We start from the raw sequence: 26,695 nt of genomic DNA on the forward strand, positions 1-26,695 counted from the left end.
GGCACCCGTGGGGGCGCGCGCTCGGTGTACTCGACGAACTCGGGCGGCAGCTCGACCGGCGGCGAGCGTCGCGGCGGGCGCCGCAGCTCGCGGCCGGTCGGCTAGGCCCCTCTTCGCGCGATCATCTCGCGCTGGTGTTGCCCGTCGGGGCGAGTCTCGTTCTCGCCCCGACGGAACCCTCAGCGGGCTTCTCTCCCGCGCATCCAGGCGATGACCACTGCCCCGACGACGATCGCCACGAGCGCCCAGACCGCGGCCCACAACCCGGCCACACCCGTCAGGGCAAGATCCGCCACGAAGACGTTAATCACCAGGATGTCGATGACCGAGTCGCTCGGTCCGCGAACCGACACTCCGTCGGGAAGTGGCGGCAGCTCGAGCGTGAATAGGTCGACGTCGCTGCCCTCATGCTCGATGGAGACCCGGTTGGCGCCACGATCATCCGTCTCGGTGATGCGACACTCGGCCCCGACCGGGAGGGAGAGATACTCCACTGTTTCGGTGTGCTTGAAGTCGCGCACCGGACCGCCCGGAATCTCCACCGCCGTGCGCACGCCGTTGACGTCGAGCCAGCACTCGAGCACGATCACGAAGTCGTCGTCGAGCTTCGGCTCGGAGGCGTTGCCCGTCACCTTGTTGGTGACGGTGAGCGAGACCAGGCGGAACTCATTCGTCACCTCGATCGACTCGGTCGTCCCGTCGCCGACCACGAATTCGGAGTGATCCAGGCTTGAGGCCGAGGCCCCGCCGGTGCCCGACTCGCTGAGCTCGCACTCCGCGCCCGTCGGCAAGTTGGTGTATTCGGCGGTGTAGGCGCCCGCGAGCGACAGCTCCCTGATCGCCGGATCGCTGATGCCGTCGATCGGCACGCTCGGCGCCGGGATCGCCACGGCCACGGCCGTTCCGTCGACCTCACGCGTGCACGACAGCGACACATAGAACGGACCCGCGCCGTACAGGGCCACCCCGTCACCGAGGCGCTCCTTCGTCACCGTGAGCGATCCAGCGGTGAACTCGTTGGTGACGAGCACGTCGTTGCTGCCGCTGGCGAGGCTGAGGGAGGAGGGCGACACCAGCGAGGTGTTCGCCCCGCCGGTGCGGGTTTCGGCGATGTCACAGTCGGCGTCCGCCGGCAGACCGGTGTAAGTCGCGCGGTAGCTGCCGAGCGCGGTCAACTCGCGAGTCGCACCGCCAGGGATGTCGACCGACACCTCGGTGCCGTCGATGTCGCGCGTGCAGGTCGCGGTCACCTCGAAGGGCCCCACCCCGTAAGCCGCCACGGTCTCGGCGTCGCCGGAGCGATCCTTGTCGATCGCGATCTCGGCGAGGTCGAAGACGTTGGTGACGAGCACGTCGAGCGGGGTGGACCCGCTCGGGCTCTCGATCGTGACCGAGGCGCCGTCGGTCACGACCGAGTCGATCGTGATCGCCGTCGAGTTCGCACCACCCGTGCGAATCTCTTCGATCTCGCACTCGGCGCCCGACGCGACGCCACTTAGGGTGACGCGGACAAGTTCGCTCGGGTCGAACACGTAGGACTCGTCCCAGACGGTCGACTCGACCGGGCCGTCGGCGAGCGTGCAGGTGACCTGGATCTCGAACTCGTCCGTCGCCCACGCGGTACCCAGACCATCGAGCGCCTTCTGGAGTCGAACGGATCCCGACTCGTAGTCGTTGCGAATTGCCGCGGTGTTCTCCTCAGCGCCGTCCACCCGGTCGACGAGCACGATGCTGTGCGACACCGAGTCGCTCGACTCCGAGATCAACGCGGTCGAACTCGTTCCATCGCTCGGCGTGGTCGTGATGCGCGAGGAGCTGGAACCGACGCGATCCGTCTCCGTGATCTCGCACGAGGCGCCCGCCACAAGGCCGCTCAGCACCCACGGGTCGTCGCCCTCGGAGGAGGAGTGCGCCATCGGCGTGGAGGCGCTGAACCCACTTGCGTAGATCTCCTCGTCGTCGAAGGTGCACTCCACCGTGACGTCAAAGGGGCCGTACTCGATCGGGTTGCCGTCCTGGTCCACGGCGTCCGACTGCACCGTCTTGGTGACGACCAGCCCCGCGAGACGGAACTCGTTGATGATGTCGACCGCCGTCTGCGGCTGATCGTCGGTCAGCTCAGCGGCATCCACGGTGACCGTGAAGTCGTAACCGGTGACCGCATCCGCGCTCAGCTCGGTGCTGTGGTCGGAGGCCACGACGACGCGACTGGAGCTCGCGCCCCCCGCGTCGCTCTCCGTCAGGGTGCAGTCAGCTCCCGAAGGCAGCCCGGTGAAGGTCACCGTCTCGCCTTCGGCAAGAGTCTCGCTCTTCGGGAACCCGGTGACCACGACGTCGTCGCCGTCCACCTCAACAGTGCACGCCACCGTGAACTCGAAGGGGCCGTCCCCGTAGGTCGCCGCCGCCGAACCCTCGATTTCCTTGCCCACCGTGATCGCACCGGTGAGATACCAGTTCTCGATCGTGACCTCGGCAGGATCATCGGCCGAAATAGCGATTCCGGTCCCGTCGAAGATCTCGTCATCGGCATCGAGCATGCGCGTCGCGTCGGCACCCGAGCTGGCGGCGTTCGTCTCATCGACGGAGCACACCGAGCCCTCCGGCAGGTCTTCGATCGTGACGAACCAGGCGCCTCCCGCCGTCGGCAAGGAGATCGTGTCGTCGAAGGCGGTGATCGAGCCGGGAGCGACGCAGTCGACGGCGATCAGGAAAGGTCCGGTGCCGAACTGCGCTCCGGCGTCGCCACGCACCGACTTGGTGACGGTGAGCGAGCCGACGTCGTAACGGTTGACGACCGTCGCGGTGTTGGTGCCCGCCGTCGGCGAGGAGTCCGCGGTCAGCGTCACGGTTGCCGTCGCGCCGGTAGCCGAGCTGCTCCCGCTGGCGGTCGTCCACTCGATCGACGTCGAGTCGACCTGCGCGGGAATGTTCGTCTCGGTGATCGCACAACTCGCCCCCGCCGGCAGGCCGGTCAGCGTGCGGGTCTCGTCAGGCTCGACGTCCTCGAGCAGCATCGGACTCTCGGTAAAACCGTCCGCAAGACGCACCTCACCCTGCCAGGTGCAGACGACCTCGAAGTCGTAGTCGTCGCCCGGGGAGACCGGCGCACCCTCGGAGTCCACCGCGGAGCTGTGCACGTCCTTGGTGATCGACAGCCGCGCCAGGTCGAAGGTGTTCGTGATGGCGACCGTCGCGGCGGAGCCGTTCGGCACCGTCGCACGCCCCTGCGCCGGAACTCCGGATCGCTGCGGCGAGAACGTCGTCGAGGTCGCGCCCGCGGCGTCGGTCTCCGTCACGGTGCACACCGAGCCGGCCGGAAGGTTGTTCACCGTCTCAGTCGTGTTCGAGGCGTTGAACGTGAAGGTGCCCGTCCAGACCTGCGTCGGGCTGGCACTCGCGCGCGTGCAGGTCACGCTGACGGTGAAGTCGCCCGTGCCGTATTCGGCCGCGCCGAGCCCCGCAATCGACTTGGTCACGGTGAAGCTGCCCACGCCGTATTCGTTGGCGAAGGCCACGGAATTGGTGGTCGCGCCTTCGTCGTCCGGAGTCAGCGTCACGGTCGCCGCGGCGCCCGCCGTCTCAGTCCCGGCGACCTCGTCGGTCGTCACGGTGTACGTCGTCGTTGTCGCGTTGCGCGTATTGGTCTCGGTCACCGTGCACACGGCGCCCGCGGGGAGCACCGGGTCCGACGTGGCCGCTCGCGGGAAGGTCACGGAGGAACCACTGGCGATCGAGATGCCGGTGACTGAGAAGATCACCGGATTGCTCACCCCGTTGTCGAAGGTGCACGACACCGAGAACACCGGCGCGGTGTAGACGATGGCGACATCCGACTGGTTCACGGCCCCGTTGGTCTCGACGGTCTTGCCGACCGTGAGGCTCGCCGAGGCGTAGGTGTTCGTGACCGTGGCGAGTTCGACGGCGGGACGGAAGGTGTCCTCCCCCTCGTCGAAGGCGGGCACCGGGTTCGAGATGGACCAGTCGCCTTCGGCATGCGCCGCGTGGGCGATCAGCTCCGTCGGGGACGGATCGCGCACGACCGACGTCTGTCCGTAGTCGTCCGCTTCCGCAACCGCGCACTCGGCGTACAGCGGGAGCCCTTCGACGCTCGTGACCGTGCCGGGAGTCACCGACACCGTGCTTCGGTCGTCGCCGTTCGCGTCGAGCAGCGGGATCGACTCGCCTTCGACCTCGCAGGAGAGTTCGAGTTCCACCGCACTGGGGGCATAGCTCGCGGCGGCGCCCTCGTTCTCCTTGAGCAGCTCCACCGATCCGACCGCGAGAGCGACGCCGGACTTTCGCGGTTCGGTCACGAGCCGGTAGGCGAGGTCGAGCGGCTCTTCGCCCTCCGGGTAGACGCGGCCGGTCGCGGCGCCCGCGATCGAGTTATAGGCGACCGAGTCGCGGGCGAGGGTGGAACTCGGATTGACGACCTCGGGGACGAGTGCCGTCGTCGAGCGGTACGTGATCGAGATCGAGCTGGCCGGCGGCAACAGGTGGGTGAGCTCGTCACCGTCGTCCATCAGGACAACGAACTTCAGCGCCGCCACGGTGGCCCACACCGCGGGGTCGTTCGGCAGGATCGTCCACTCGCGGTTCGGCAGATCGGTCGCCGCGCCGGTGTCGGTGAGGCAGTCCTGGTACGCCGGCAGCATCGGCGGGTCGGTCGTCGGCGTCATCCCCATCGTCGACTGGATGTCGGCGCCGTTGCACTGCGAGGTCGCCATCGTCGCATCGTCGGTGTAGTAGACCGTCAAGGTCGCGCCCGTCGGCAGCCCGCTCGCTTGCGGATAGCTCGACAGGGTCGGCGTCCACTGCGAGTTCCGCGAACTCGAGATCGTGACTCCGGTGTCGTCGGGCTGCGGCAGCACGTCAATCGCGACGATCTGCCGGACGCTCACATTGCCGCTGTTGGTGAAGCTCGCGGCCCACTCGTGTTCGGAACCGGGGCGGGTGACCGGAACGCAGGGGTAGCGGTAGTAGCCCCCGCCGTTGACGGTCAGGGTGGTATTGGACACCGAGCAGTCGGTCGGGTTCGTCGCGGAGACTTTGGCCACGCCGAGGTCGTCGTACGGATCGCCCTCGCCGTCGAGCAGTACGGTCTCGCCGTCTGCGGCGAGCGGTCCGGCATCGATCCCCTTGACGCCCTTCACGATCGTCAACGGCGCGCTCGGGAGCGGCCAGACGGTCGTCTCCGAGAAGCATGACGAGGTCTCGACGTAGGGCGGAACGTCTCCGTCGATGCTGCCCGGGTCGACCTCGGCATCGTTCTCGAAGTGCGAGCCACAGCTGTCGAACTCCCGGTCGGAGACAACGGTCGCGGTGTTGGTGACCTGGGTGCCAGCCTCCAGCAACGGGCGGAACTCCATCGGCGAGCCAATCGTCAGCGTCCAGCCGAGCGGAAGCGTGCCCGCGAGGGTGAAGGTGAGTCGCGGCTGGTCGATCCCCGGGGCTCCGGTCTCCACCGTGTCGAGGGCGACACCGACGGTCGGCGTCGGCTGCAGAGTGCCCGATTCGTCTCTCAGCTCGAAGGAGAAGATCTCCGCCGCGTCCGCGGGATCGTTCGGGTCGTAGGGCTCATCGCTGTCGGGGTTCTCCGGGAAGACGAGATAGGCGTCGCCGGAACCGTCGACGGGCAGCAGGTCGGTCACGACCAAGCCCGAGAGCACGCGGTCGCCCTCCTCGCCGAAGTTGGTGACCTCGATGGAGAAGTCGATGGTGTCGCCGAGCGAGATCGGCCCACTGGGCGACTTGTGGATCTGCACCTTCGCCGGGAGGTGCTCGAAGCGCAGCTGCTTCGTGTCCTCGTCGGTGGCGGTCCACGTCGCTGGGCTCTCCGGCGTCTCACGGGCGTTGACCGTGACCTCGACCTCGTTCGTGAAGGTCGCGCGCTCGGTCTCTCCCGGGGCGATTCCGGTGTCGTAGATGTAGAGCGTCGAGGGAACGGGGCCGCCCGTCAGCAGGTCGTCGCGACGCTCGACGGTGAAGCTCACGGACTGCTGCGGGTTGCTGGGGTGCTCCCACGAGGCCCCATCGGCCCGCGTGTAGGTGAACCGCAGCCCGCGGACGTCGGCGGGGTCAACACCCGCCGGCAGGGCGAGACTCGTGCCGGGGGTTCCCAGTTCCCAGGTGCCACCCGAGGAGGTGATCGAGTTGCCCGCCCCCGTCCCGTAGGTGACGTCGACGAGCGCATCGACCTGGACCCGATCGATCGGCGAGGTGAGAGTGTGGGCCGAGAAGCCACTGAAGACATAGGCATTCCAGAAGGTCGCCGAGGTGTCTTCCACGATCATGTCGGTGTACCGGACGTTGCCCGCGGGCCGGCCGGTCAGTTCGACGGTCGCCTCCGTTGACCCGCCGTCGTACTGAATCGCCGGAGTGCTTTCCGTCGCCGCTGTCCCCGCCGTGATGCTCTTGGCGGCCACGACATCGGCTTCGAAAGCTTCGATCACCATTCCGGCTTCGGCGGCGTCGGACACGCTCAGGATGTCGCCGGGCGCCGGTGCCGGGCCGCTCGCCACGGTGCCGCCGGCGTCACTCACGGTTCCGACGACCGAATTGACGACCGGGCTCGCCGTGTCGTCAACCCGAGTCGTCGGAGAGCTGCGCTGAAACTCGCGCAGACGCGTGTCAAGAACGATGCGAGTCGAGGCGGCGGACTCGATCCGACCCTCGTGTTCGATCCGGATACCGGTCGCGTCCGCCAACTCAGCCGCGGTGAGGGCGAGCGCTTCGGCCACGGTGTACGGCGTCGGGTACGACGCCGCCGGTTCGAGCATGACCGTGCTCGTCGTGGTTCCGAGCGGAGTCGAGATCGACACGATGTCGACGAGGTCGACGAAGTCGAAGGGGTCCGGGGTCGTGCCCTCGCCCTCGATCGCGGGCTCAACGACGGACAGGGAGTCCACGCGCGCCACGGTCGCGTTGGTCGCCTCGATCGTGATTCGTGCTTCGGGGAAGAGTTCGGCGGCGGTGCCGGTCGGGGGCACCCCCAGCGGCCCGTCGGTCCAGAGCTTGCTGACGGTGACGTTGAGCGGACGGTCCAGAATCTCGATCTCGTCCGTCGCCTGGTCGGTGTAGAGCACCTCGCCGGTGTCGGCGCGCGCCTCCAGCAGAGCGGAGTTCTCAACCCATCCCGCGTTGCTCGCGTTGTAGCTGGTGCCGCGCGTGCTGCCGAGGACGGGGTCGCCGTTGGAGCGTCGCTCGTCGCGCACCTCGAAGACGAGGTCGATCTCACGATCGAAGCCGACGGTCGCGGCGACTCCGCTGCCGACCGGCGGGTCGTCGGAGTCGGAGGCGTCGATGCGCTCGTCGCGGGTCGGGCTCTCTTCGAAGATGAATCGGACGCCCTCGGCGAGCGCCTGCTCCGAACTCGTCAGCGTGTATCCCGGGAACTCGCCATCGCAGGCATCGTCGGCGCAGGGATCGCTTGCCGGAGCCACCCACCCGGTCCCCGCGAGGTACAGCTCGAATCCGACGATCGCGTCGTAGCGCAGCAGCGGATCCATCGCCGTCGTGATTCGCGGGATCTCGACGAGGTCGAAGGCGTCGTACACGGTGTCGGCCACGTCGTAGCCGGCGACCGCAGGGTCAACGGCGGAGTCGGAGATCACGACCGAATCGAATTCGAGTCCCGCGGTTCCCCAGCTGAGTGTTGCGGTTGCGTGCTCGCTCGAGCGCGCGTTGACCGCGAAGCCGGTGAGCTCGTTCTCCAACCACGACTTGTCGATGAGCGGAACCTCGCCGCCGACACCGCCAACCGATCCCTCAACGGGCTGGAGCGTGACGCTCTCCACGGCGTCGCGGGAAGCGCTCGTCGGAGTCGCAGCCTCGTTCTCGACGGTTGCCCGAGCGACGTTGTCGATGTCGTAGTTTTCGGTCGCCTCGTCATCGATGCCGCCGACCAGAAGCGCCGTTCGCAAGTTGATCTGCACCGAGAATCCGGGGGGCAACTCGTCCTGCCCCACCGGCTCGTACACGAAGCGGATGCCACCGAAATTGGCCCGCTCGCCCTCGGACAGGGTTCGCGAGTAGAGCGCCGGGCCGGTTTGAGCAGCGCTGAGTTCGGTCCAGACGGGTGTGCTGCTGATATCGAGATATTCGACCGTCAGCTGCGAGCCCGCCGGGATGTCAGTTGCGAGGATCCGGGTCAACTCGAAGCTGTCCCAGAAGTCCGCGCCCGCCCCCACCGGATCGGTGACGACGAATCGGGTCGCGCCGACCGTCGAACCGGAGTCGTCGGACGCCGTCGACGGCGCGGGCGCAACGCCCGCCGTGATCGAGATCACGCTGCGAGCGCCGAGGAGCGCGTAGAGGCTCGACGGCCGCGCCGTCTTGGAGATCACCGCATTGACCCGCGCCGTGCGACGCGTGAGGTCGTCCTCCGCGGTGGTCGAGTCGACGAGCGGGTCGGCGCCGACCGTGACCGACTCCACCGAGATGGTGTTCGTGGTCGTGACGTCGGACGCCACCGCCGAGGTGCCTGCCGTGTAGGCGAGCACGGCGTACTCTCCCGGGTTCATGCTGCCGAGGAAGCTCACTCGCACCCCGCGGACGTCACCGCTTTCCTCCTCGGGCGCGGGCAGGGCGTCGCTGGGCGACACGGTGCTCGGCGTCGAGAAGTCGGCATCGCCGTCGTACCAGAAACTCACCTCGGCGCTTGTCGCCCCCACGGGCCACTCGATGTCACTCTCGAGCCATGCCTCGAAGGAGAGTCCCTGGTCGAGCAGGTCGAGCTCTCCCGCGGCCGGCTCTTGAAGGGTCAGCTCGGCCAGCGCGAAGTCACCGCCGTTGTCGCCGCGGAGCTCCACCTCGACGTCGCGTCCTCCGACGATGCTGTTCGGGGTGAAGGTCTTTTCGGCGAGCGGGCGAACGGAGACCTCGTTGAGGCGCACGGAAGCCGAGTCCTCCTGCGGCGTGCTCGTCTCCGCGTCGAGCTGGACCCACGACGACGCCGTGTTGTCGACAAGCGCGGAGCCGGAGATGTCGCTGACGTTGTCCCGCAACTCGGACCCGAGGGTGATCTCGGCGGCAGCACCGCGTTCGATCGTGCCGCCCGCGCTATTGGTGAAGGTGAATCGCAGCCCCGCGATCTCCTCGCCCTCTCCCGGCGTCGGCACACTCGGCGAGGCGGTCGGTGTTCCGAGCTGCCATGCGGCCCCATCGAACCAATCGACCTGCACCCGGTCGGCGTCACTCGGCCACTCCTCGATCACCAGGGTCTCCGGCGCAAGATAGGCGAAGGGATCGTCGGCGGTCGACGCAGGATCCTGCACAATCAGCGCATCCACGGCCGTGTTGGAGGCGTTCTCCGCCGTGAGCACGAAGTCGACCTCGGTGCCGCTGAGCGCCGCGACGCTGCTCGGCGTTGCCGACTTGGCCACCGTCGTGTCAAGGGACGTCGGGATCTCCAGCAGCACGAACGCGTTATCGGAGGTGTTGCTCGGTTCGTAGTCGAGCGTGGCGTAGGCGATGTTCTCGATGGTCGCCCCGTCGAAGTCCGCGGGGGCATCCAGTGGGACGCGCCCGGTGGCAACGAAGTCGACACTGAAACCGTCGGGCAGGCCGATCCGGTCTCCGCCGAGGTCATTGGTGAAGGTGAGAACGAATGAGTCCTCGGTCGTCTCGAAGGTTCCCTCGGCAGTTCCCACGCCGGCGGACCCCGAGATCGACACGTTCTGAAGCTCCAGCGGATCCGGCAAGGCGTCGCTGACCTGGAGCCCGACACAGTCGGAGACGTCGGAGGAGCAGTTGATGCTGAAGTTGAAGGTGACCAGATCGCCGGGTGCAAGCGCCTCGGGCGGCGCCGGCGTTGCCGACTTGATGAGTGTGACGTACGCGGGTTCGGCGTCGCCTTCGGCGGCGAGGGCGGGCGTGGCGACGAAGCTGCTCAGCAGGCCGACGAGTGCGCCCGCGAGCAGTGCAAGGTGGGTGGAGCGTCGACGCCGACGCAACGAAGTAAACAAGCGGGTGCCCCCCAAAAGACGACGGTGCCCGAGTCTTCTCAGCGGCTCAGGACGAGTTCACCGTCGAGTCGACGCTAGTCATCGAAGCTGAGGACGTTCAGTCCCAGCTCGGGGGCGACCCAAATGGGGGACAGGCGGGCCGGTCATTGTGCGGACTCAGCCGAGCACGCCCACCGAGGCGAGGGCCGCGCGCAGCAGGGTGCCGCGGCCGCCCTCCATTTCGGAGTGCACGGCGGCGCTCGACGCCTCCGCGGGGGTCATCCAGGTGAGCTCGAGCGCATCCTGTCGCGGGTCGCAGGTGCCGGTCACCGGCACCACGTAGGCCAGCGACACGGCGTGCTGCCGCTCGTCGAGGTAGGCCGAGAGCCCGGGAATCGGGAAGTACTCGGCGACATGGAACGGCACCGGGCTCGCCGGCAGCTGCGGGAAGGCCATCGGGCCGAGGTCCTTCTCCAGGTGGCGGTACAGCGCATCGCGCAGGGTCTCGCCGTACATCACGCGCCCGCTGACGAGCGTGCGCGAGATCGCCCCGTGCGGATTGGCCCGCAACAGGATGCCGACCTCCTTCACGATGCCCATGCCGTCCAGGCGCACCGGAACCGCCTCCACGTAGAGCAGCGGCATGCGGCGCCGCAGCTCGGCGAGCTCCTGATCACTCAGCCACGCCGAGTTCGGCTCGGAGTCGCCATCGCGGTCGGGGGTCGGGTCCGGGGTTCCAACGGAGGCCATGCTCCATTGTCTACCGTGGAGTCATGCAACTCGACTCCGACGCGGTCATCTGGTCTCGCCCCGAAGCTGAGCGGGCCGGCACCCCGCTGCTCGTGCTGCTGCACGGCCTCGGCAGCCACGAGGGCGACCTGTTCTCCCTCGCCCCGTACCTGCCGACCGAATTCACGATCGCGGCGGTGCGGGCGCCACTGCCCGAGCCGCCCGGCTTCGCCTGGTTCCCGCGGCACGAGTCGTTGCCGCTGGAGGAGCGGGTGGAGAGCGCCGCGGCGGGCGCGGATGCATTCGCCGCATGGCTTGCCGAGGCATCCGCCGAATTCTCCAGCGTGGGCCTTCTCGGTTTCTCGCAGGGCGCGATGGTGTCACTGCTGACGGTACGCCGAAACGCGGCCGCGGCCGACTACGTGGTCGCCCTCTCCGGGGGAGCGTTCCCGCGATCCGAACCCGCGGATGCGGCCCTCGCCGCCCAGCGCCCGCCGGTCTTCTTCGGCTACGGGCTGGACGATGTGATCGTGCCGCGTCGCATGTTCGAGTACACCGCCACCTGGCTCGACGAGAACACCCAGGCGACCGTGCGCTCCTACCGCGGGCTCGCCCATTCGATCTCCGACGACGAGCTCGAGGACATCACCTCGTTCCTGCGCGCGCGGCTCTGACGGCGGCGCCGACGACAATAGGGGGATGCACGCCGCGCTTGAGCGTTTCTCCCCCGCCACGCGGGAGTGGTTTGCGGGCGCGTTCCCCGAACCGACCGCGGCCCAGGTGGGGGCGTGGGAGGCGATCAGCGCGGGCGGTCATTCGCTCGTCGTGGCGCCCACCGGATCCGGCAAGACGCTGTCGGCGTTTCTGTGGAGTCTCGACCGGCTGACCACGACCCCGCCGCCGGAAAACCGCCGCGCCCGCACTCGGGTGCTCTACCTGTCGCCGCTGAAGGCGCTCGGCGTCGATGTGGAACGGAACCTGCGTTCCCCGCTCGTCGGCATCACACAGACGGCCGCGCGACTCGGCGCCGCGGCGCCCGCGATCAGCGTGGGGGTGCGCTCGGGCGACACCTCGAGCGCCGACCGGCGCCTGCTGCAGCGCGAGCCCCCCGACATCCTCATCACGACCCCCGAGTCGCTGTTTCTGATGCTGACCAGTGCCGCGCGCGAGACGCTCGCGAACGTGGAGACGGTGATCATCGACGAGATTCACGCGGTCGCCGCCACGAAGCGCGGCGCCCACCTGGCGGTGTCACTGGAGCGGCTGGATGCGCTGCTTCCGCACCCCGCGCAGCGTGTCGGGCTCTCGGCGACGGTGCGCCCGCTCGACGAGGTGGCGCGCTTCCTCGGGGGCCGGGCGCCGGTCACGATCGTCAACCCGCCCGCGCAGAAGACCTTCGAGCTGCGCGTGGTGGTGCCGGTCGAAGACATGCGCGAACTCGGGGTGCGCCGCACCGAGTCGGCGGCCGAAGGCGAGACCGGGCTGCAGAGCGCCGGCTCGATCTGGCCGCACGTCGACGAGTCGATCGTCGACGAGGTGCTGAAGCACCGCTCAACGATCGTGTTCGCGAACTCGCGGCGTCTTGCCGAGCGGCTGACCGCGCGGCTCAACGAGGTGTACGCCGAGCGACTCGACCCGAGCGGGTTGAGTAGCGATCCGCAGGATCGCGTATCGAAACCGCTCGTCGAGAGCGGGTTGAGTAGCGATCCGCAGGATCGCGTATCGAAACCCAGCCCCGCAGGTCTCGATACGGCGACTCCGTCGCCTACTCGACCGGCTCCGCCTGCTGAGCTGATCGGCGCATCGGGGCAGACTTCCGGCGCCGACCCCGTCCTCGCGCGCGCCCACCACGGCAGCGTCAGCAAAGAGCAACGCGCGATCATCGAAGACGATCTCAAGGCGGGCCGTCTGCGCTGCGTGGTCGCCACGAGCTCCCTCGAGCTCGGCATCGACATGGGCGCCGTCGACCTCGTCATCCAGGTCGAGGCGCCCCCGAGCGTCGCGAGCGCCCTGCAGCGCGTCGGTCGCGCCGGACACCAGGTGGGCGAGATCTCGAAGGGCGTGCTCTACCCGAAGCACCGCGCCGACCTGCTGCACACCACCGTCGCGAGCGAACGGATGCGCACCGGACTCATCGAGGCCTTGAAGGTTCCGGCCAACCCCCTCGACATCCTCGCTCAACAGACCGTGGCCGCCGTCGCGCTCGAGAGTCCGGGCGGGCCGCTCACCGTCGACGACTGGTTCGACACGGTGCGCCGCAGCGCGCCGTTCGCGACCCTGCCGCGCTCGGCCTTCGAGGCGACCCTCGACCTGCTCGCGGGCCGCTACCCGAGCGACGAGTTCGCCGAGTTGCGCCCCCGCATCGTGTGGGATCGGGTGGCCGGCACGATCAGCGGGAGGCCGGGCGCGCAGCGGCTCGCGGTGACGAGCGGGGGGACGATTCCCGACCGCGGGCTGTTCGGGGTGTTCATTGTCGGGGATGCGGACGGCGGGCGCCGCGTCGGCGAACTCGACGAGGAGATGGTCTACGAGTCGCGCGTCGGCGACGTGTTCGCGCTCGGCGCCACCAGTTGGCGCATCGAGGAGATCACCTCCGACCGGGTGCTCGTCAGCCCCGCCTTCGGTCAGCCGGGCCGCGTGCCGTTCTGGAAGGGCGACGGGCTCGGCCGCCCCGCCGAACTCGGCGAGGCGATCGGCGCGTTCACGAACGAGCTCGCGACCGCCCGCGGCGAAAAAGCCGCGATGCGCGCCCGGCTCGCCGATGCCGGCCTCGACCCGTGGGCTGTCGACAACCTGCTCGGATTCGTCGCCGACCAGAAACGGGCCACCGGCACCGTTCCGAGCGACACCACGCTGCTCGTCGAGCGCTTCCGCGATGAACTCGGCGACTGGCGTCTGGTGTTGCATTCCCCGTACGGCATGCCTGTGCATGCGCCGTGGGCGCTCGCGGTGAACGCACGCATCCGCGAACGCCACGGCGTCGAGTCGGCGGCGATGGCGGGCGACGACGGGATCGTCGTGCGGCTGCCCGAGACCGACGCCGAGCCGCCCGGCGCCGAGCTGTTCCAGTTCGAACCGGAGGAACTCGAGGCCCTCGTCACCGAGGAGGTCGGCTCCTCGGCGCTGTTCGCCTCGCGCTTCCGGGAGTGCGCGGCGCGGGCCCTGCTGCTGCCGCGCCGGAACCCCGGGCGCCGCTCCCCGCTCTGGCAGCAGCGCCAGCGCAGCGCCCAACTGCTCGAGGTGGCGCGCAAGTACCCCAGCTTCCCGATCATCCTCGAGACGGTGCGCGAGGTGCTACAGGATGTCTACGATCTGCCGGCGCTGAACGCTCTCACCCAGCGCATCCAGCAGCGACGGGTGCGACTCGTCGAGGTCGAGACGGATTCCCCCTCCCCCTTCGCGAGCACCCTCCTCTTCGGGTATGTCGCTGCGTTCATGTACGAGGGCGACTCCCCGCTCGCCGAACGCCGCGCGGCGGCGCTCTCGCTCGATCCGGCCCTGCTCGCCGAGCTCCTCGGTCGCGCGGAGTTGCGGGAGCTGCTCGACCCCGACGTCATCGCACAGACCGAGCGCGAACTGCAGCGCCTCGCCCCGGATCGACACGCCCGCGACGCGGAGGGCCTCGTCGACCTGCTGCGCGTGCTCGGCCCGCTGTCGAGTGCCGAACTCGGCGAGCGCGTCGAGCCCCAGGTCGACGTCGCCGCGAGCCTGGACCAACTCGCGCGCGCCAACCGGGTCATTCGCGCGACGATCGCGGGCGAGACGCGCTGGGCGACGGTGGAGGACGCGAGCCGCCTACGCGACGCGCTCGGCGTGCCGCTGCCGATCGGCGTGCCGACGGCGTTCCTCGACCCGGTCGAGGATCCGGTCGGCGATCTGATCAGCCGCTTCGTGCGCACCCACGGCCCGTTCCTCGCGAGCGACGCCGCCACGCGGTTCGGGCTCGGCGTTGCGGTCGTCACCGACGTGCTGAAGAGGCTCGCCGCCGACCGCCGCGCCGTGGAGGGCGAGTTCCGCCCCGGGGCCAGCGGCAGCGAATGGGTCGACACCGAGGTGCTGCGACGACTCCGCAGCCGCTCCCTCGCGGCCCTCCGGCAGGAGGTCGAGCCGGTGGCGCAACGCACCCTCGGCCGCTTCCTCCCCGAATGGCAGCACGTCGGCGGCCTGGGCCGCGGCGGGCTTCGCGGCGTCGACGGTCTGGTGAGCGCGATTGAGCAGCTCGAAGGCGTGGCCCTTCCCGCATCCGCCTGGGAGAGCCTCGTGCTGCCGGCGCGCGTGCGCGACTTCAGCCCGACGATGCTCGACGAGTTGACGACGAGCGGCGAGGTGCTGTGGGTCGGCGGCGGCGAGCTGAGCGGCGGCGACGGTTGGCTCTCGCTGCACCTCGCCGAGCTCGCGCCACTCACCCTCACCGACTCGCCCGCGGCGAGCGCGATCCGCGCCGAACCGAACGAGGTGCAGAGCCGGATCCTTTCGGCCCTGGCCGGCGGCGGCGCCTTCTTCTTCCGGCAGCTTCACGCGGCCACGGCGGAGCCGGGCGGCGCCCCGATTCCCGAGAAGGAGCTCGCCGAGGCGCTCTGGGAGCTCGCCTGGGCCGGCATCGTCGGCAACGACACTCTCGCGCCGCTGCGCGCCCGGCTCGGCGCGACGACCACCCGTGCGCGGTCGACGCCGCGGGGTCGGCCGGCGAGGTCGCGTGCGCGCATCGCCTCCGCTCTCGCGATGTCGAGCCCGCCGACGCTGGCGGGGCGCTGGAGCCTGCTGCCCGAACCTTCGACCGACGCCACTCGGCGCGCCAGCGCCCTGGCCGAGAACCTGCTGGAGCGGCACGGCGTCGTCACGCGCGGAGCCGTGCAGTCCGAAGGCGTCGTGGGCGGTTTCGCGCTCGCCTACCGGGTGCTCAGCAAGTTGGAAGAGACCGGTCGCACGCGCCGCGGCTACTTCATCGACGGGCTCGGGGCGGCGCAGTTCGCGACCCCCGCGACCGTGGACCGGCTCCGCAGCCACGCCGACGATCGCGCACGCGCGGGGGAGGCATCCGCTCCGACCGCGATCACGCTCGCCGCGACCGACCCCGCCAACCCCTTCGGCGCGGCGCTCGCCTGGCCCGAGTCCGCCGGGCATCGACCGGGCCGCAAGGCCGGCGCCGTCGTGGTGCTGGTCGACGGGGCGCTCGCCCTCTACGTCGAACGCGGCGGCAAGACGGTGTTGACTTTCGCCGATCCGGATGCCGACGGCGACGACCCCGAGGCCCGCCGCACCTTCCTCGGGACCGCCGCGCACTCACTCGCCGAGACGATTCGCGCGAGCGGGGGACGACTGCGGGTGGAGAAGGTCGATGGCGTGTTCAGCGTCGGCACCGAACTCGGCCGCCTGCTCGAGGAGTCGGGCTTCGCCGCCACTCCGCAAGGCATGCGCCTGCGCGGCTGAGCGCTCCGCCGAGGATCGCACCACCTACCCTGGAGGTGTGAAGCGCGTCGTCGGGGTCCTCGCAGCGATCGGCCTGATCGCGCTCTTGGTCGTCGCGGTGAACGAGGGCGAGCTGGCGCTGCCGGAGTTCGGGCAGCCGACCGTCCCGGTGCAGGACGGCAGTGCCGATGCCGGCGGCCCCGTCCCGATCCCCGCCGAGGCCATCCCGATGCGCGTCGAGTCGATCACCGACGGCGACACGCTCAAGCTCTCGACGGATGAGCCGGGCGATTTGGTCACGACGACGAACCCGATCGCCGTGCGACTGATCGGCATCGACACCCCCGAGGTCTACCCGGAGCTGGAGTGCTTCGGCACCGAGGCCAAGGACGAACTCGCGCGGCTGGCACCGCGCGGCTCGACCCTGTTGGTGGCACCCGACGAGGACAGCTGGGATGACTACGACCGGCGCCTGTTCTACCTCTGGACGGAAAGCGGCGAGTTCATCAACCTCACGCTCGTTACGGGCGGTTTCGCGGAAGCGATCCGCGTCGCCCCGAACGACCTCCACTACGACACCCTGCTCGCCGCGGAACGCGAGGCCGTGCTCGCGGGTCTCGGCATGTGGGGGGAGTGCTCCACACCGTAGTTTCGGCGGCCTGCGGTAGCCTTCCCGCACCATGCCCGAAGGCGACACCGTTCACCGCGCCGCACGCGGACAGCATGCGGCGCTCGCGGGCGCCGTCCTCACCGCGAGCGAGTTCCGCATCCCGCAGTTCGCGACCCTGGACCTCGCCGGCGAAACGGTGGATGAGGTCGTCGCGATCGGCAAGCACCTGTTCCACCGCGTGGGCGAGTTCAGCATCCATTCGCATCTCAAGATGGAGGGCTCGTGGCAGTTGTACCCGCGGTCGGCCGACGCGGATGCGCGCTGGGACCGCCCTGCGCACCTCGCGCGCGCCGTGCTGCGCGTCGAAACGATCGAGTCGGTGGGCTTCGAGCTGGGCACCCTCGAGGTGCTCTTGCGTGCCGACGAGCGTTCCGCGTGGGAGCGCCTCGGCCCTGACCTGCTCGATCCCTCCTGGGGTCCGAAGCTCGCCGCCGAGGCTGCCGCTCGCCTCGCCGCGCGTCCGGGAGTCCCGGTGTTCGTCGCCCTGCTCGACCAGCAGAACCTCGCCGGCATCGGCAACGTCTACGCCAACGAGTTGTGTTTTCTGCGCGGGGTGCTGCCGACGCGGCCGATCGGCGACACCGACCCGGCGGCGCTGGTGGACTTGGCGCGGCGACTCCTGGTCGCCAACCGCGACCGCTCGACGCGCACCACGACGGGAAACTTGCGCCGCGGGCAGACGACCTGGGTGTACCGCCGCGCGGGGCAGCCGTGTCGGCGCTGCGGGACGACGATCCACGGCGGACGGCTCGGCCCGGAGGTCTCGACCGCCCATGCGGAGCACGACCGCGAGGTCACCTGGTGCCCGCACTGCCAGCGCTGATCCAGCCACAGGAATTCTCCAGCTTTCTCATCGACCAGGCATAGCGCCGCGGCCGAGACTCGTGTCATGTCCGATTCCCAGAAGTCTGAAACGCCTCCGGAGCCGGAGGCCCCCGCCCCCGCTGCCGAGACCGCGCCTCCTGCGGCCCCCGCAGCCCCCGCCGCTGACGCGACACCGACCGCCGCCGCGCCCCCGAAAGCCAAGCCCACGGTCCTGGTGACCTCGCTGATCGCTGCGGGCGCCCTTGTCGTCGGCGTCGTCGCCGGCGGTTTCGGTGGTTTCCTGATCGGCACCCACCTGCCGGATGCCCGGCCCGGGTTCTCCGCCGCCAGCTCCGACTCGACCGAACGTCCCGGCATCCGCGACAACTTCGGCCCGAGCCTTCCGGACCGAGGCAACTTCTCCGACACCGACCGCCCCGGCCTGGACGAGCGTCGGGACCAGTTCCGCGAGCAGATGCAGGACTCCGACGCCGACGAGTAGTAGCCCCCCTTTTTTTCCTCACCCCCTGGCACAAGGCCGGGGCGACCATCGCGACAGGGATGGTTGCCCCGGCCTTGTTGTGTCGACCGTGGTGTGTCGACCGTGGTGTGTCGGCCGTGGTGTGTCGGCCGGGTTGCGCCGGCCGTGTCGAGTGGGCGGCCGCGGCGGCGAAGATTGCGGAACGATCACGACACGAAACCCGTCGTTGCGTATTTCTCAGCTGCCGCGTTATATTTCGTTGCTGCCGAAATCTGAAAGGAGTCAGCTGATGATGATCACCATCACGGGAATCACCCGTCCTCGCACCGCTGGCTTCGTCGGCGTCTCCTCGCGCGGCTGACGCGACGCTTCTCTCGTCGCCGGCCCCGCGGTGACGACGCTCTCGAAGCCCTGATCGGGTTGCCCTTCGTGGCGCCTCGATCACTCGTCCCGTCCACGACCCGTCGACGCGCCCCGCGCCCCTCGATGCGGTCGCTCCCACCCGCCGCGCCCAGCGGCATCCGTCGATCGCGCCCCCACGTCGGGGCCGCACCGACCCCGCGAGGAACATCATGTCCATCACCACCTCGGCCCCGGCCGAACCCACCCATCAACACCCGCCCCACGCGGATGCCGCCCCGGCGCGCATCCCCCGTCCGGTCCGCCGCGTCGGCCTTCTCGATCGCGCCGCGCTGCGCCTCGGCGTGCTCCTCATCACCTGGAGCCGCCGCTCGTCTCTGAGCCGAGACGCCGCGAGGTCGCGTGTCGAGACCGCGCGCGCGATCGAGGCACGCGAGCTGGCCGCCGAACGCCGGCGCCTGCTTACCCTGCCCCCGCGGTGAGGGGCGTCACGCCGCGGGCTTCCGAGTTTCGTGCGGAGGCCCGCGGCGCCGGCGCCGTCCCCGCTGGGTTGTCCGTTTCGTGTGGAAGGTGCATTGTGCGCTCTTTCGGGCGAGTCACGGACGGATCGGGCTCCGCAAACCACCAAGGACGTCTGGGGGATGACGCGGCTCGGCGCGGTCGGACGGAAGTCCGGCGTAGAGCGAAACGTCATCCTCGGGTATTTCGAGGACGGACCGAACCTCGTCACGATGGCGATGAACGGCTGGGGCGAGGGGCATCCCTCGTGGTGGCTGAACCTTCTGGCGAACCCCGACGCGACCGTTGTGCTGACCGATGAAACGCGAAAGGTACGTGCATCGAAGGCAGCGGGGGGCGAGCACGACCGGCTGTGGGCGCGGTGGCGCGACATGGGAGACGACCTCGACGGCTACGCGAAGGTTCGGCAGACGGAGACCCCCATCGTGGTGCTCGCCCCGCGCTGAGCACGCGCGCAGGAACCTGCACCCCGCGCGGGTCCCTGTGCTCCGCGCGGGTCCCTGCGCTCCCGCGAACCGAGCCCGGAACCCACCCGAGCGGTGCCACAAGCGCGATGTTCGCGCGCGCGACCGCGCATTTCGCACCGCTCGCGCGGGGCTAGCGGTGCGTGTGGAAGCGACGCCCCGTCACCCGAGTCGGCGCGAGTCGCACGAAGTTGTGCTTCGGCGCCGGGTTCGCCGGCGTCAGCGCGAGCACGCCGCTCGCCTCGATCTCGTCGTCGGCATCGAGGCGCCGGGCGATGCCCCGAACCACCACACTCCACCGTTCCGCACCGATCAGCCCGTCGACTTCGAGGGCGACCCGCGGCTCCGCGGTCAGATCGACGAGCTTCTCCCCCGGCGCGGTGCGGAACACGATCGACTCTCGATCCACGACGTAGTTGATCGGGAAAATGTCGACCCCGTCGTTCGCCGACACGGCGAGCCTCGCCAGATCCGCGCCGCGCAGCAGCTCCCAGCAGTCGGGACCGGTCAGCACCGAGATGCCCGGTGCGCCGTGGTCAGTCGTCGCCGTCATGCCCTCAGTCCACCGTGGCGCGGCGCCTGCGGGCAGTGCCGAAGGTCCTGTGGTGAACTCGGAGCATGACGCATCCGTTCTCCAGTTTCGTCGCGATCGGCGACAGCTTCACCGAGGGGGTCGGCGACGAGTTGCCCGACGGCCGCGTGCGCGGCTGGGCCGACCTGGTCGCCCTGGGCCTCGCCCACGCAACCGAGAAGCCGGTCGGCTACGCGAACCTCGCGATCCGCGGCCGCCTGCTGGAGCCCATCGTGACCGAACAGCTGGATGCGGCGATCGCCCTCGCGCCGAGCCTCATGAGCATCAACGGCGGCGGCAATGACATGCTGCGGCCGCAGTTCACGATCGACTCGGTGGCGACACGACTGCTCGCCGCGGTCGACCGGGCGCGCGCGGCGGGCATCCATGTTCTGCTGTTGAGCGGCGGAAATCCGAGCCGCCACCTGCCCCTCGGCCGCGGCATCGAACGCCGCGGCAACGAGTATGCCGACGCGGTGATCGCGCACCTGCCGCGCGAGGGCGTCACCATGGTCGACAACTGGCACGACGAAGAGCTCACGCGCCTGGAGTACTGGTCGGTCGACAAGCTGCACCTGAACCCGCTCGGCCACGCCCGCGTCGCGAGCAATGTGCTCGGCGCCCTGGGGGTCGCGGTGCCCGAATTCGGTCTCGACAGCGGCGCGCCCAGCACCCGCCCCAGCAACGCCGCCTACTGGCGCGACTACGTGCTGCCGTGGATCGGACGGCGCCTGCGCGGCACGTCGTCCGGAGATTCGCGCAAACCGAAGAGCGCGACGCTGCAGACCGTCACGTTCTGAGGCGCGCGGCGACCCGGCTACGGTTCAAGAATTCGCTCCAGGAGTCTCAGGCTGTCGGCGATATCGACGGTGTCATCCAACAGCCATTGGGTCTGCAGTCCATCGGAGGCCGCGATGACGAGTGCGGCCATCGCGAAAGGGTCGACGCCCGCTCGAATGGTTCCCGCATCCTGGCCCTCGCGAATCAGCCGCGCGAGCCGCTCCCGGAGCGCCTCGAACCGAGCAGAGAAGTACGCGCGGGAGTGCTGCTTCTCCGCCTCGAGTGACCCGGCGAGCAGCATCGTGTAGAGCGCAACGAAGCCCGGGAGCGTGACGTTTCGCTCGGCGGCCCGCACCATCGACCCGACGATTTCGCGGGTGCCCTCCGGGTCGGCGCGGCGCGACATCGCCTCGTCGAGCACCGCAACCAGCAGCTCTTCCCGCGACCCGAAGTAGTGCAGCAGCGCCGCGTGCGTCACGCCGATCTTCTCGGCGATCGCGCGCAGGGACGTGCCTTCGGCCCCCTTGTCGACGAAGACGTCGATCGCGCGATCGAGGATCTCCTGGCGCCGGGCGACGCCCTTGGCATAGGAGCCCTGCGCTCGCGGTTCGGTCACCCTCCCACCCTAACGATCAAAAACCACCATGTGGTGGTTTTCTGGTAGCGTCGTCTCACGAACCTGAATCTCCGCAGAAGGCAGACGTCCATGACCACCCCCACCATTTCCGCGCAGCTCTGGAGCGTGCGCGACGAGATCGCCGCCGATCTCGATGGAGCCCTCGCGAAACTCCGCGCCATCGGATTCGCGAACGTCGAAGCGTTCGACTTCGTGTCGCGCGCCGACGCGTTTGCCGACGCCTTCGCGCGTCACGGCATCGCGTGCCCGACAGCTCACGCGTCGCTCGCCTCGACGACCGAGAACCCCTTCGACGCGTCGATCACCGCGCCGACCACCGAACAGGTGTTCGCGGCGGCGGCGACGCTCGGCGTCACCACGGTGTTCGACCCCTTCGTCGCGCCGGAGCGCTGGAGCTCGCGCGCCGAGATCGCGGCCACGGCCGACGCCCTCAACGCCGCCGCCGAGATGGGTGCCGCGCACGGCATCGCCGTCGGGTACCACAACCACAATCAGGAGTTCGACTTCACGATCGACGGGCGATTCGCGCTCGAGCTATTCGCCGAGCTGCTCGATCCGGCCGTGCAGCTCGAACTGGATCTGTACTGGGCAACCGCAGGCGGTGCCGACCTCGTCGAACTGCTCGGCAGCCTGGGTGACCGCGTGACGGCGCTGCACATCAAAGACGGCACGCTCGACCCGCGTCCCAGTCTGAATTCAACGCCGACCGACCAGGTCCCGGCCGGTGAGGGTGTCGTGGCTTTGGGCGCCGCCCTCGACGCCGCATCGGCGGCGAAGTACGCAATCGTCGAGTTCGACGCCTACCGCGGCGACATCTGGCACGGCATGACGACCGGCTTCGAGTTCCTGGCCGCGCGAGGGCTCTCCTGATGGCCGCGAATACTTCCGCGCGCACGGGAACGGTCGCCGTCGGACTCATCGGGGCCGGCAACATCAGCGACACCTACCTCGAAAACCTGAACAGCTTCCCCGACATCGAGGTGCTCATCGTCGGTGATCTGCTCCCCGAGCGGGCGCGCGCGCAGGCCGAGAAGCACGGCGTCGCGGAGTCGGGATCCGCCGCCGACGTGCTTGCGCATCCGGGCGTCGAAATCGTCGTGAATCTGACGCTTCCGGCCTCGCACGCCGCGGTGTCGTCGGCCGCACTCGCCGCGGGCAAGCACGTCTGGAGCGAGAAGCCGATCGGCATCGACCGCGAGAGCGCGTCGGCCCTGCTGGCCCAAGCGGATGCCGCGGGGCTCCGCGTCGGGATCGCACCCGACACGGTGCTCGGCCCGGGCATCCAGAGCGCCAAGCGGGCGATCGAGCGGGGCGACATCGGCACGCCTCTGTTCGCGCAGACCGGCATGCAGTACGCCGGCCCGGAATCCTTCCATCCCAACCCGGGCTTCCTCTTCGCCTACGGCGCCGGGCCGCTCTTCGACATGGGCCCGTACTACTTCACGACCCTGGTGAGCATCCTCGGGCCGGTCGCCGCCGTCGCGGCGCTCGGCATGAAGGCGCGCGAGGAGCGCGAGATCCTCGTCGGGGCGCTCGCGGGAACGACATTCCCGGTCGAGGTGCCGTCCACCATCTCGGTGCTCGCCTCCTTCGAACGCGGTGCGACCTCGCAGTCGTTCCTGAGCTTCGACTCCCCGCTCACCCGCCAGGGTGTCGTCGAGATCTCCGGCACGGAGGGCACCATCGTGCTGCCGGATCCGAACACCTTCAGCGGAACGACCACCATCATCCGGCCGCGCGAGCGCGGTAGCTCGGAGCAGGTCCGGGTCGACGTGCTCGAGGAGGGGACGGTCGTCGGTCGCGGGCTCGGTGTGCTCGACATGGCGCGCGCCATTCGGGAAGGCCGACCGCACCGCGCCACCGGCGAGCTCGGCTACCACGTGCTCGACATCCTCATGTCGACGGCGGAGGCGGCCGAGTCGGGTCGATTCGTTCCGGTGGACAGCACCGTCGCGTCACCCGAGGCGATGCCGGTCGACTTCGATCCGCTCACGCGAACGCTCTGAGCGCGCGGTCACTCGCAGTCCCGCGCGCTCGCACCTGTAGGACGAACACGTCCCTTGTGCGTCACGCGCCCCCGCTGTATCGTACAATCAAATGGTTGTAGATCTTGAACTCTCCGACGACGAGGTGAACCGCATTTTTCGGGCACTCGCCGACACGACGCGGCGCGACATCGTGCGCAGAACCTTGGTCAGTGAGGTCTCCGTCTCGCAGCTCGCCGACGCCTACGTCATGTCGTTCGCCGCAGTTCAGAAGCACGTCGCCGTGCTGGAGGAGGCGAGGCTGGTGACCAAAGAACCGCGCGGCCGCGAGCGGATGGTGCGGGGCAACCCCGACCGCATCCGCCAGGCGCAGCACCTGCTCACCCAGTTCGAACAACTCTGGCGCGCCAGGATCGACCGCCTCGACGCCCTGCTCGAAGAACACGAAGACCACTAGAAGGGACGATCATGCCTGTCACCTCCGTCGAGAAGGACCTCGACTCGCTTTCCCTCACAATCGTCGCGGACTTCGCGGCGCCGCTGGCTCGACTCTGGGATGCCTACGTCGACCCGCGCCAGGTCGAGCGATTCTGGGGCCCGCCGACCTATCCCGCAACATTCCTCCGCCACGACGCCGCCGTCGGCGGGCGCAGCATCTACCGCATGACCGGGCCGACCGGCGACCAGCACTACGGATACTGGGAGTGGACGGACCTGAACGCCCCAGATTTCTTCGCCGTCACCGACGGCTTCGCGGACGAGACCGGCGCACCCAACACCGAGCTGCCCGCCATGCACGTGACCTTCGCCTTCGAAGCAACGGACACCGGCTCGCGCCTGACCACCATCACGCGATTCGACGCCCTCGAGCAACTCGAGCAGCTGCTCGAAATGGGAATGCTCGAGGGCACGAAGCAGGCGATGTCGCAGATCGATGATGTGCTCGCCGACCTCGCGGCGTTTGCCGCCGACCGTGCGGCCGAGGCGCAGCTACTCGGCGACACACAGGCGCGAGTGGCGCGCGTCATCCGCGGCAGCGTCGCGCAGGTCTGGCGCGCGCACAACGATGCCGAGCTGATGAAAAAGTGGCTGCTCGGCCCCGACGGCGGCGAGGGTTTCGGCTTCACCGGCGAGCTGCGGGAGTCGGAGCCGCCACATCGCGCGGTGACGACCGAGGCGATGATCGGCATGGACTACCCGGCCACCGTCAACGAGCTCACGCTCACGCCCGTCGCCGGCGGCACGCTTTTGACGCTCGTCATCACGTACGCGGATGCCGCACAGCGCGAGGCGGTGCTCGCCACCGGCATGACCGCGGGCATGGAGACGAGCTACGCGCGTCTGGAGGAGCTGCTGGAGTCGGTCAGCGCGTAGCCCTCGCACGAGTGGCGTCGAGAGGCCGCTCCAGATCATCCGCCAGGTTCGCGAGGGCCGCCTCCGTGAATCGACGTCGCCGTCGGCGGGACTGCCCTGAGCCTAGGCGGCGCGCCGACGCGTGCCGCGCGCTTTCAGCAGGGCGAGGATGCCCCCGGCGGCGACGAGCATCACGCCCACGACGACGGCTCCCGTTTCGGTTCCCGTGGCGGCGAGTTCCGGCTCGGCCTCGGCATCCGCGTCGTCGTCCGTGGCGAGCGCGATGCTGCCAGCCGGGCCCCAGAGTTCGAACAGCGCCGACATCGCCGTCGGAGTCCAGGTCGTGTCCGAGACGCCGGACCAGGTCGAGAACTCGCCATTCGCCCAGTCGTCGCTGCTCGTCGACCGGAAGGTGGTCAACACGAGCGTGTACTCGCCCGCGGTGAGCGGCGAAACGAACTCGGGCGCCTGATCCTCGGAGATGTAGTCCACTCCGTCATTCACGAACGAGACGTTGTCATCCGGTCGGTCGTCGTTGCACGCGACCAGGTTGGCCTCGGGGTTGGCGGGGTCGAACGCCGTGTAGACCGCCAGGAAAAAGTCCTGCGAGGGGTAGTAGGGCTGGCCCCACTGCACGTCTTCGTCGACCGGGGTGACGTCGATCACGCGGAACGTGAAGTCGCCATCGGTGGAGATCGTGATCGGAAGCGCCTGGTACGGGTGGTAGCCGGCCTCCATCTGACACGAGGAATAGCCGCCGAGGTCATAGTCGCTCCCGGTCTCCGAGAGCGCGACCGCGAAGTCGTCGATGACGATCGGCATCGTCACGCGCGTCGTCACGATCAGCGAACCGGTCGGGTCGGCCGCGGGGGTCGCGAAATACACATCGATGTCGATGTCGTCGCCCTCGAAGGCCACCTCGATGTCGGCCTCGTCGTCGACCGTGAACGTAAAGCTGGAGGAACCACTCGGCACCACGAACGAGTTCACCGGGGAAGGTTCGCCCGGAACCGTCATGGCATCCAGGGCATCCTTGTCGTCAACGGTCCAGTCCTCACAGTTCAGGAGGGTGATCGTGAGCGTCTCCCCCGGCAGGATCACCTGGTTGTCGTTCGACCCCTCTCCGAGGTCGCAGTCCACCGTGATCGAGGTGCGCGTGTCGGACGGGCCGCCGAGTGCCAGCGCGGCCGAGGCGCTGCCCGCGAGAACGAGGCCCCCGACGAGCGAGCCGACAAGAAGAGAGGTGCGGGCATGCGTCATTGGATCTCCAGGCGCCAGGGGTGAAATTTTGATCAGCGTAGCGCGGCGGCCGGGGCGCGGTGACACACACCCCGTTATGGAAAGAAAAGAAGCCCGGACCTCGTGCAGGTCAGGGCTTCTTCAAGGGCGGTACCGGTGGTGTTCTGTTTCAGGACATAGGAAACCCATGTCTCAAGACATAGGAAACTTTCCACCACGCTCAACAGCGTGTCCAAAGCCCGCCTGATCATCACCGCCGTCACCATCGAGGGCCGCTCCCAAGCCGACGTCGCCCGCACCTACGGCGTCTCGAAGGGATGGGTCTCCAAACTGATCTCCCGCTGGCGCATCGAGGGCGAGGCCGCATTCGAACCGCGATCGCGGCGGCCGAGGACCTCACCGACCGCGCTGCCCGCCACCACCGTCGATCTGATCGTGAACCTACGCACGAACCTGCACCGCCAAGGCCTTGACCACGGCCCCGCGACCATCGTCTGGCACCTTGCCAACCACCACAACATCACCGTGTCGCAGGCCACCATCAGTCGCACCCTGACCCGAGCTGGCCTGGTCACCCCGGAACCAAAGAAACGCCCCCGCTCCTCCTACCTTGAGTTCTTGTGATCGTCGCAACACCTGAGTTCTTCAGGAGTTGCTCGTGTTCGAGATTCGTCAGGATCGGCAGATCCCGCAGGGCCGGAGGAAACTGCATGCTGAGCGCGCGAAGTACTTCGAGCTCGTCGCGAATGG

General features: G+C 69.1%; 18 protein-coding genes. 13 read left to right on the forward strand and 5 right to left on the reverse strand.

Annotation, left to right across the window (positions count from 1 at the left end):
• Positions 1-179 precede the first annotated feature (179 nt).
• Both QZ258_RS12250 and QZ258_RS12255 read right to left on the reverse strand, forming a co-directional pair.
• A complete protein-coding gene (locus QZ258_RS12250) occupies positions 180-9,965 on the reverse strand; it encodes a DUF5979 domain-containing protein (protein WP_294181957.1) in 9,786 nt (3,261 codons plus the stop codon).
• A 156-nt stretch (positions 9,966-10,121) separates the two neighbouring features.
• Entirely contained in the window at positions 10,122-10,694 is a 573-nt protein-coding gene (locus QZ258_RS12255; protein WP_294181959.1) for an NUDIX hydrolase family protein, read from the reverse strand.
• A 23-nt stretch (positions 10,695-10,717) separates the two neighbouring features.
• Between QZ258_RS12255 and QZ258_RS12260 the strand changes: the two genes are divergently transcribed.
• From QZ258_RS12260 to QZ258_RS12290, 7 genes are all read left to right on the forward strand, one after another.
• Complete coding sequence (locus tag QZ258_RS12260) at positions 10,718-11,347, forward strand: alpha/beta hydrolase (protein WP_294181961.1); 630 nt, start codon at positions 10,718-10,720, stop codon at positions 11,345-11,347.
• Between the two features lie 25 nt (positions 11,348-11,372).
• On the forward strand, positions 11,373-16,103 hold the full coding sequence (locus QZ258_RS12265; RefSeq protein ID WP_294181963.1) for a DNA glycosylase AlkZ-like family protein: 4,731 nt from the start codon (positions 11,373-11,375) through the stop codon (positions 16,101-16,103).
• 37 nt (positions 16,104-16,140) lie between these two features.
• Positions 16,141-16,731 (forward strand): thermonuclease family protein, encoded by a 591-nt coding sequence (locus tag QZ258_RS12270; RefSeq protein ID WP_294181965.1) that lies wholly within the window; start codon positions 16,141-16,143, stop codon positions 16,729-16,731.
• Positions 16,732-16,762: 31 nt separating this feature from the next.
• On the forward strand, positions 16,763-17,575 hold the full coding sequence (locus QZ258_RS12275) for a DNA-formamidopyrimidine glycosylase family protein (protein WP_294181967.1): 813 nt from the start codon (positions 16,763-16,765) through the stop codon (positions 17,573-17,575).
• 66 nt (positions 17,576-17,641) lie between these two features.
• A complete protein-coding gene (locus QZ258_RS12280) occupies positions 17,642-18,058 on the forward strand; it encodes a hypothetical protein (protein WP_294181968.1) in 417 nt (138 codons plus the stop codon).
• A gap of 551 nt (positions 18,059-18,609) precedes the next feature.
• A complete protein-coding gene (locus QZ258_RS12285; RefSeq protein ID WP_294181970.1) occupies positions 18,610-18,879 on the forward strand; it encodes a hypothetical protein in 270 nt (89 codons plus the stop codon).
• Between the two features lie 159 nt (positions 18,880-19,038).
• Complete coding sequence (locus tag QZ258_RS12290; protein WP_294181971.1) at positions 19,039-19,362, forward strand: nitroreductase/quinone reductase family protein; 324 nt, start codon at positions 19,039-19,041, stop codon at positions 19,360-19,362.
• A gap of 151 nt (positions 19,363-19,513) precedes the next feature.
• Here QZ258_RS12290 and QZ258_RS12295 read toward each other — a convergent pair whose 3' ends face one another.
• Positions 19,514-19,933 carry a pyridoxamine 5'-phosphate oxidase family protein gene (locus QZ258_RS12295; RefSeq protein WP_294181973.1) on the reverse strand — a complete coding sequence of 140 codons (420 nt, stop codon included), beginning with the start codon at positions 19,931-19,933 and terminating at the stop codon, positions 19,514-19,516.
• A gap of 65 nt (positions 19,934-19,998) precedes the next feature.
• On the opposite strand from QZ258_RS12295, the gene QZ258_RS12300 reads away from it, so the two are divergent.
• Positions 19,999-20,751: an SGNH/GDSL hydrolase family protein gene (locus tag QZ258_RS12300; protein ID WP_294181975.1), complete on the forward strand. Its 753-nt coding sequence runs from the start codon at positions 19,999-20,001 to the stop codon at positions 20,749-20,751.
• Positions 20,752-20,768: 17 nt separating this feature from the next.
• On the opposite strand, the gene QZ258_RS12305 is transcribed toward QZ258_RS12300, so the two are convergent.
• A complete protein-coding gene (locus tag QZ258_RS12305; protein ID WP_294181977.1) occupies positions 20,769-21,347 on the reverse strand; it encodes a TetR/AcrR family transcriptional regulator in 579 nt (192 codons plus the stop codon).
• Between the two features lie 90 nt (positions 21,348-21,437).
• On the opposite strand from QZ258_RS12305, the gene QZ258_RS12310 reads away from it, so the two are divergent.
• The 4 genes from QZ258_RS12310 (at position 21,438) to QZ258_RS12325 (ending at position 24,727) form a co-directional block, all read left to right on the forward strand.
• On the forward strand, positions 21,438-22,238 hold the full coding sequence (locus QZ258_RS12310) for a sugar phosphate isomerase/epimerase (protein WP_294181979.1): 801 nt from the start codon (positions 21,438-21,440) through the stop codon (positions 22,236-22,238).
• Positions 22,238-23,374 (forward strand): Gfo/Idh/MocA family protein, encoded by a 1,137-nt coding sequence (locus QZ258_RS12315; protein ID WP_294181980.1) that lies wholly within the window; start codon positions 22,238-22,240, stop codon positions 23,372-23,374. The genes QZ258_RS12310 and QZ258_RS12315 overlap by 1 nt, the downstream gene beginning before the upstream one ends.
• A 91-nt stretch (positions 23,375-23,465) precedes the next feature.
• Positions 23,466-23,810: a helix-turn-helix transcriptional regulator gene (locus QZ258_RS12320; protein WP_294181982.1), complete on the forward strand. Its 345-nt coding sequence runs from the start codon at positions 23,466-23,468 to the stop codon at positions 23,808-23,810.
• An 11-nt stretch (positions 23,811-23,821) separates the two neighbouring features.
• Entirely contained in the window at positions 23,822-24,727 is a 906-nt protein-coding gene (locus QZ258_RS12325) for an SRPBCC family protein (protein ID WP_294181983.1), read from the forward strand.
• Positions 24,728-24,829: 102 nt separating this feature from the next.
• On the opposite strand, the gene QZ258_RS12330 is transcribed toward QZ258_RS12325, so the two are convergent.
• Positions 24,830-25,966 carry a hypothetical protein gene (locus QZ258_RS12330; protein ID WP_294181984.1) on the reverse strand — a complete coding sequence of 379 codons (1,137 nt, stop codon included), beginning with the start codon at positions 25,964-25,966 and terminating at the stop codon, positions 24,830-24,832.
• Positions 25,967-26,173: 207 nt separating this feature from the next.
• On the opposite strand from QZ258_RS12330, the gene QZ258_RS12335 reads away from it, so the two are divergent.
• Complete coding sequence (locus QZ258_RS12335; RefSeq protein ID WP_294181985.1) at positions 26,174-26,569, forward strand: helix-turn-helix domain-containing protein; 396 nt, start codon at positions 26,174-26,176, stop codon at positions 26,567-26,569.
• Positions 26,570-26,695 lie beyond the last annotated feature (126 nt).

Origin of the sequence: uncultured Schumannella sp., assembly GCF_905479755.1 — a bacterium.
GTDB lineage: Bacteria > Actinomycetota > Actinomycetes > Actinomycetales > Microbacteriaceae > DCRR01.

Bases quoted from the DNA above. Each gene is read 5' to 3' on its own strand.
- QZ258_RS12255 (WP_294181959.1), bottom strand. From the start codon at position 10,694: ATGGCCTCCGTTGGAACCCCGGACCCGACCCCCGACCGCGATGGCGAC.
- QZ258_RS12260 (WP_294181961.1), top strand. From the start codon at position 10,718: ATGCAACTCGACTCCGACGCGGTCATCTGGTCTCGCCCCGAAGCTGAG.
- QZ258_RS12265 (WP_294181963.1), top strand. From the start codon at position 11,373: ATGCACGCCGCGCTTGAGCGTTTCTCCCCCGCCACGCGGGAGTGGTTT.
- QZ258_RS12275 (WP_294181967.1), top strand. From the start codon at position 16,763: ATGCCCGAAGGCGACACCGTTCACCGCGCCGCACGCGGACAGCATGCG.
- QZ258_RS12280 (WP_294181968.1), top strand. From the start codon at position 17,642: ATGTCCGATTCCCAGAAGTCTGAAACGCCTCCGGAGCCGGAGGCCCCC.
- QZ258_RS12285 (WP_294181970.1), top strand. From the start codon at position 18,610: ATGTCCATCACCACCTCGGCCCCGGCCGAACCCACCCATCAACACCCG.
- QZ258_RS12290 (WP_294181971.1), top strand. From the start codon at position 19,039: ATGACGCGGCTCGGCGCGGTCGGACGGAAGTCCGGCGTAGAGCGAAAC.
- QZ258_RS12295 (WP_294181973.1), bottom strand. From the start codon at position 19,933: ATGACGGCGACGACTGACCACGGCGCACCGGGCATCTCGGTGCTGACC.
- QZ258_RS12300 (WP_294181975.1), top strand. From the start codon at position 19,999: ATGACGCATCCGTTCTCCAGTTTCGTCGCGATCGGCGACAGCTTCACC.
- QZ258_RS12310 (WP_294181979.1), top strand. From the start codon at position 21,438: ATGACCACCCCCACCATTTCCGCGCAGCTCTGGAGCGTGCGCGACGAG.
- QZ258_RS12315 (WP_294181980.1), top strand. From the start codon at position 22,238: ATGGCCGCGAATACTTCCGCGCGCACGGGAACGGTCGCCGTCGGACTC.
- QZ258_RS12320 (WP_294181982.1), top strand. From the start codon at position 23,466: ATGGTTGTAGATCTTGAACTCTCCGACGACGAGGTGAACCGCATTTTT.
- QZ258_RS12325 (WP_294181983.1), top strand. From the start codon at position 23,822: ATGCCTGTCACCTCCGTCGAGAAGGACCTCGACTCGCTTTCCCTCACA.
- QZ258_RS12330 (WP_294181984.1), bottom strand. From the start codon at position 25,966: ATGACGCATGCCCGCACCTCTCTTCTTGTCGGCTCGCTCGTCGGGGGC.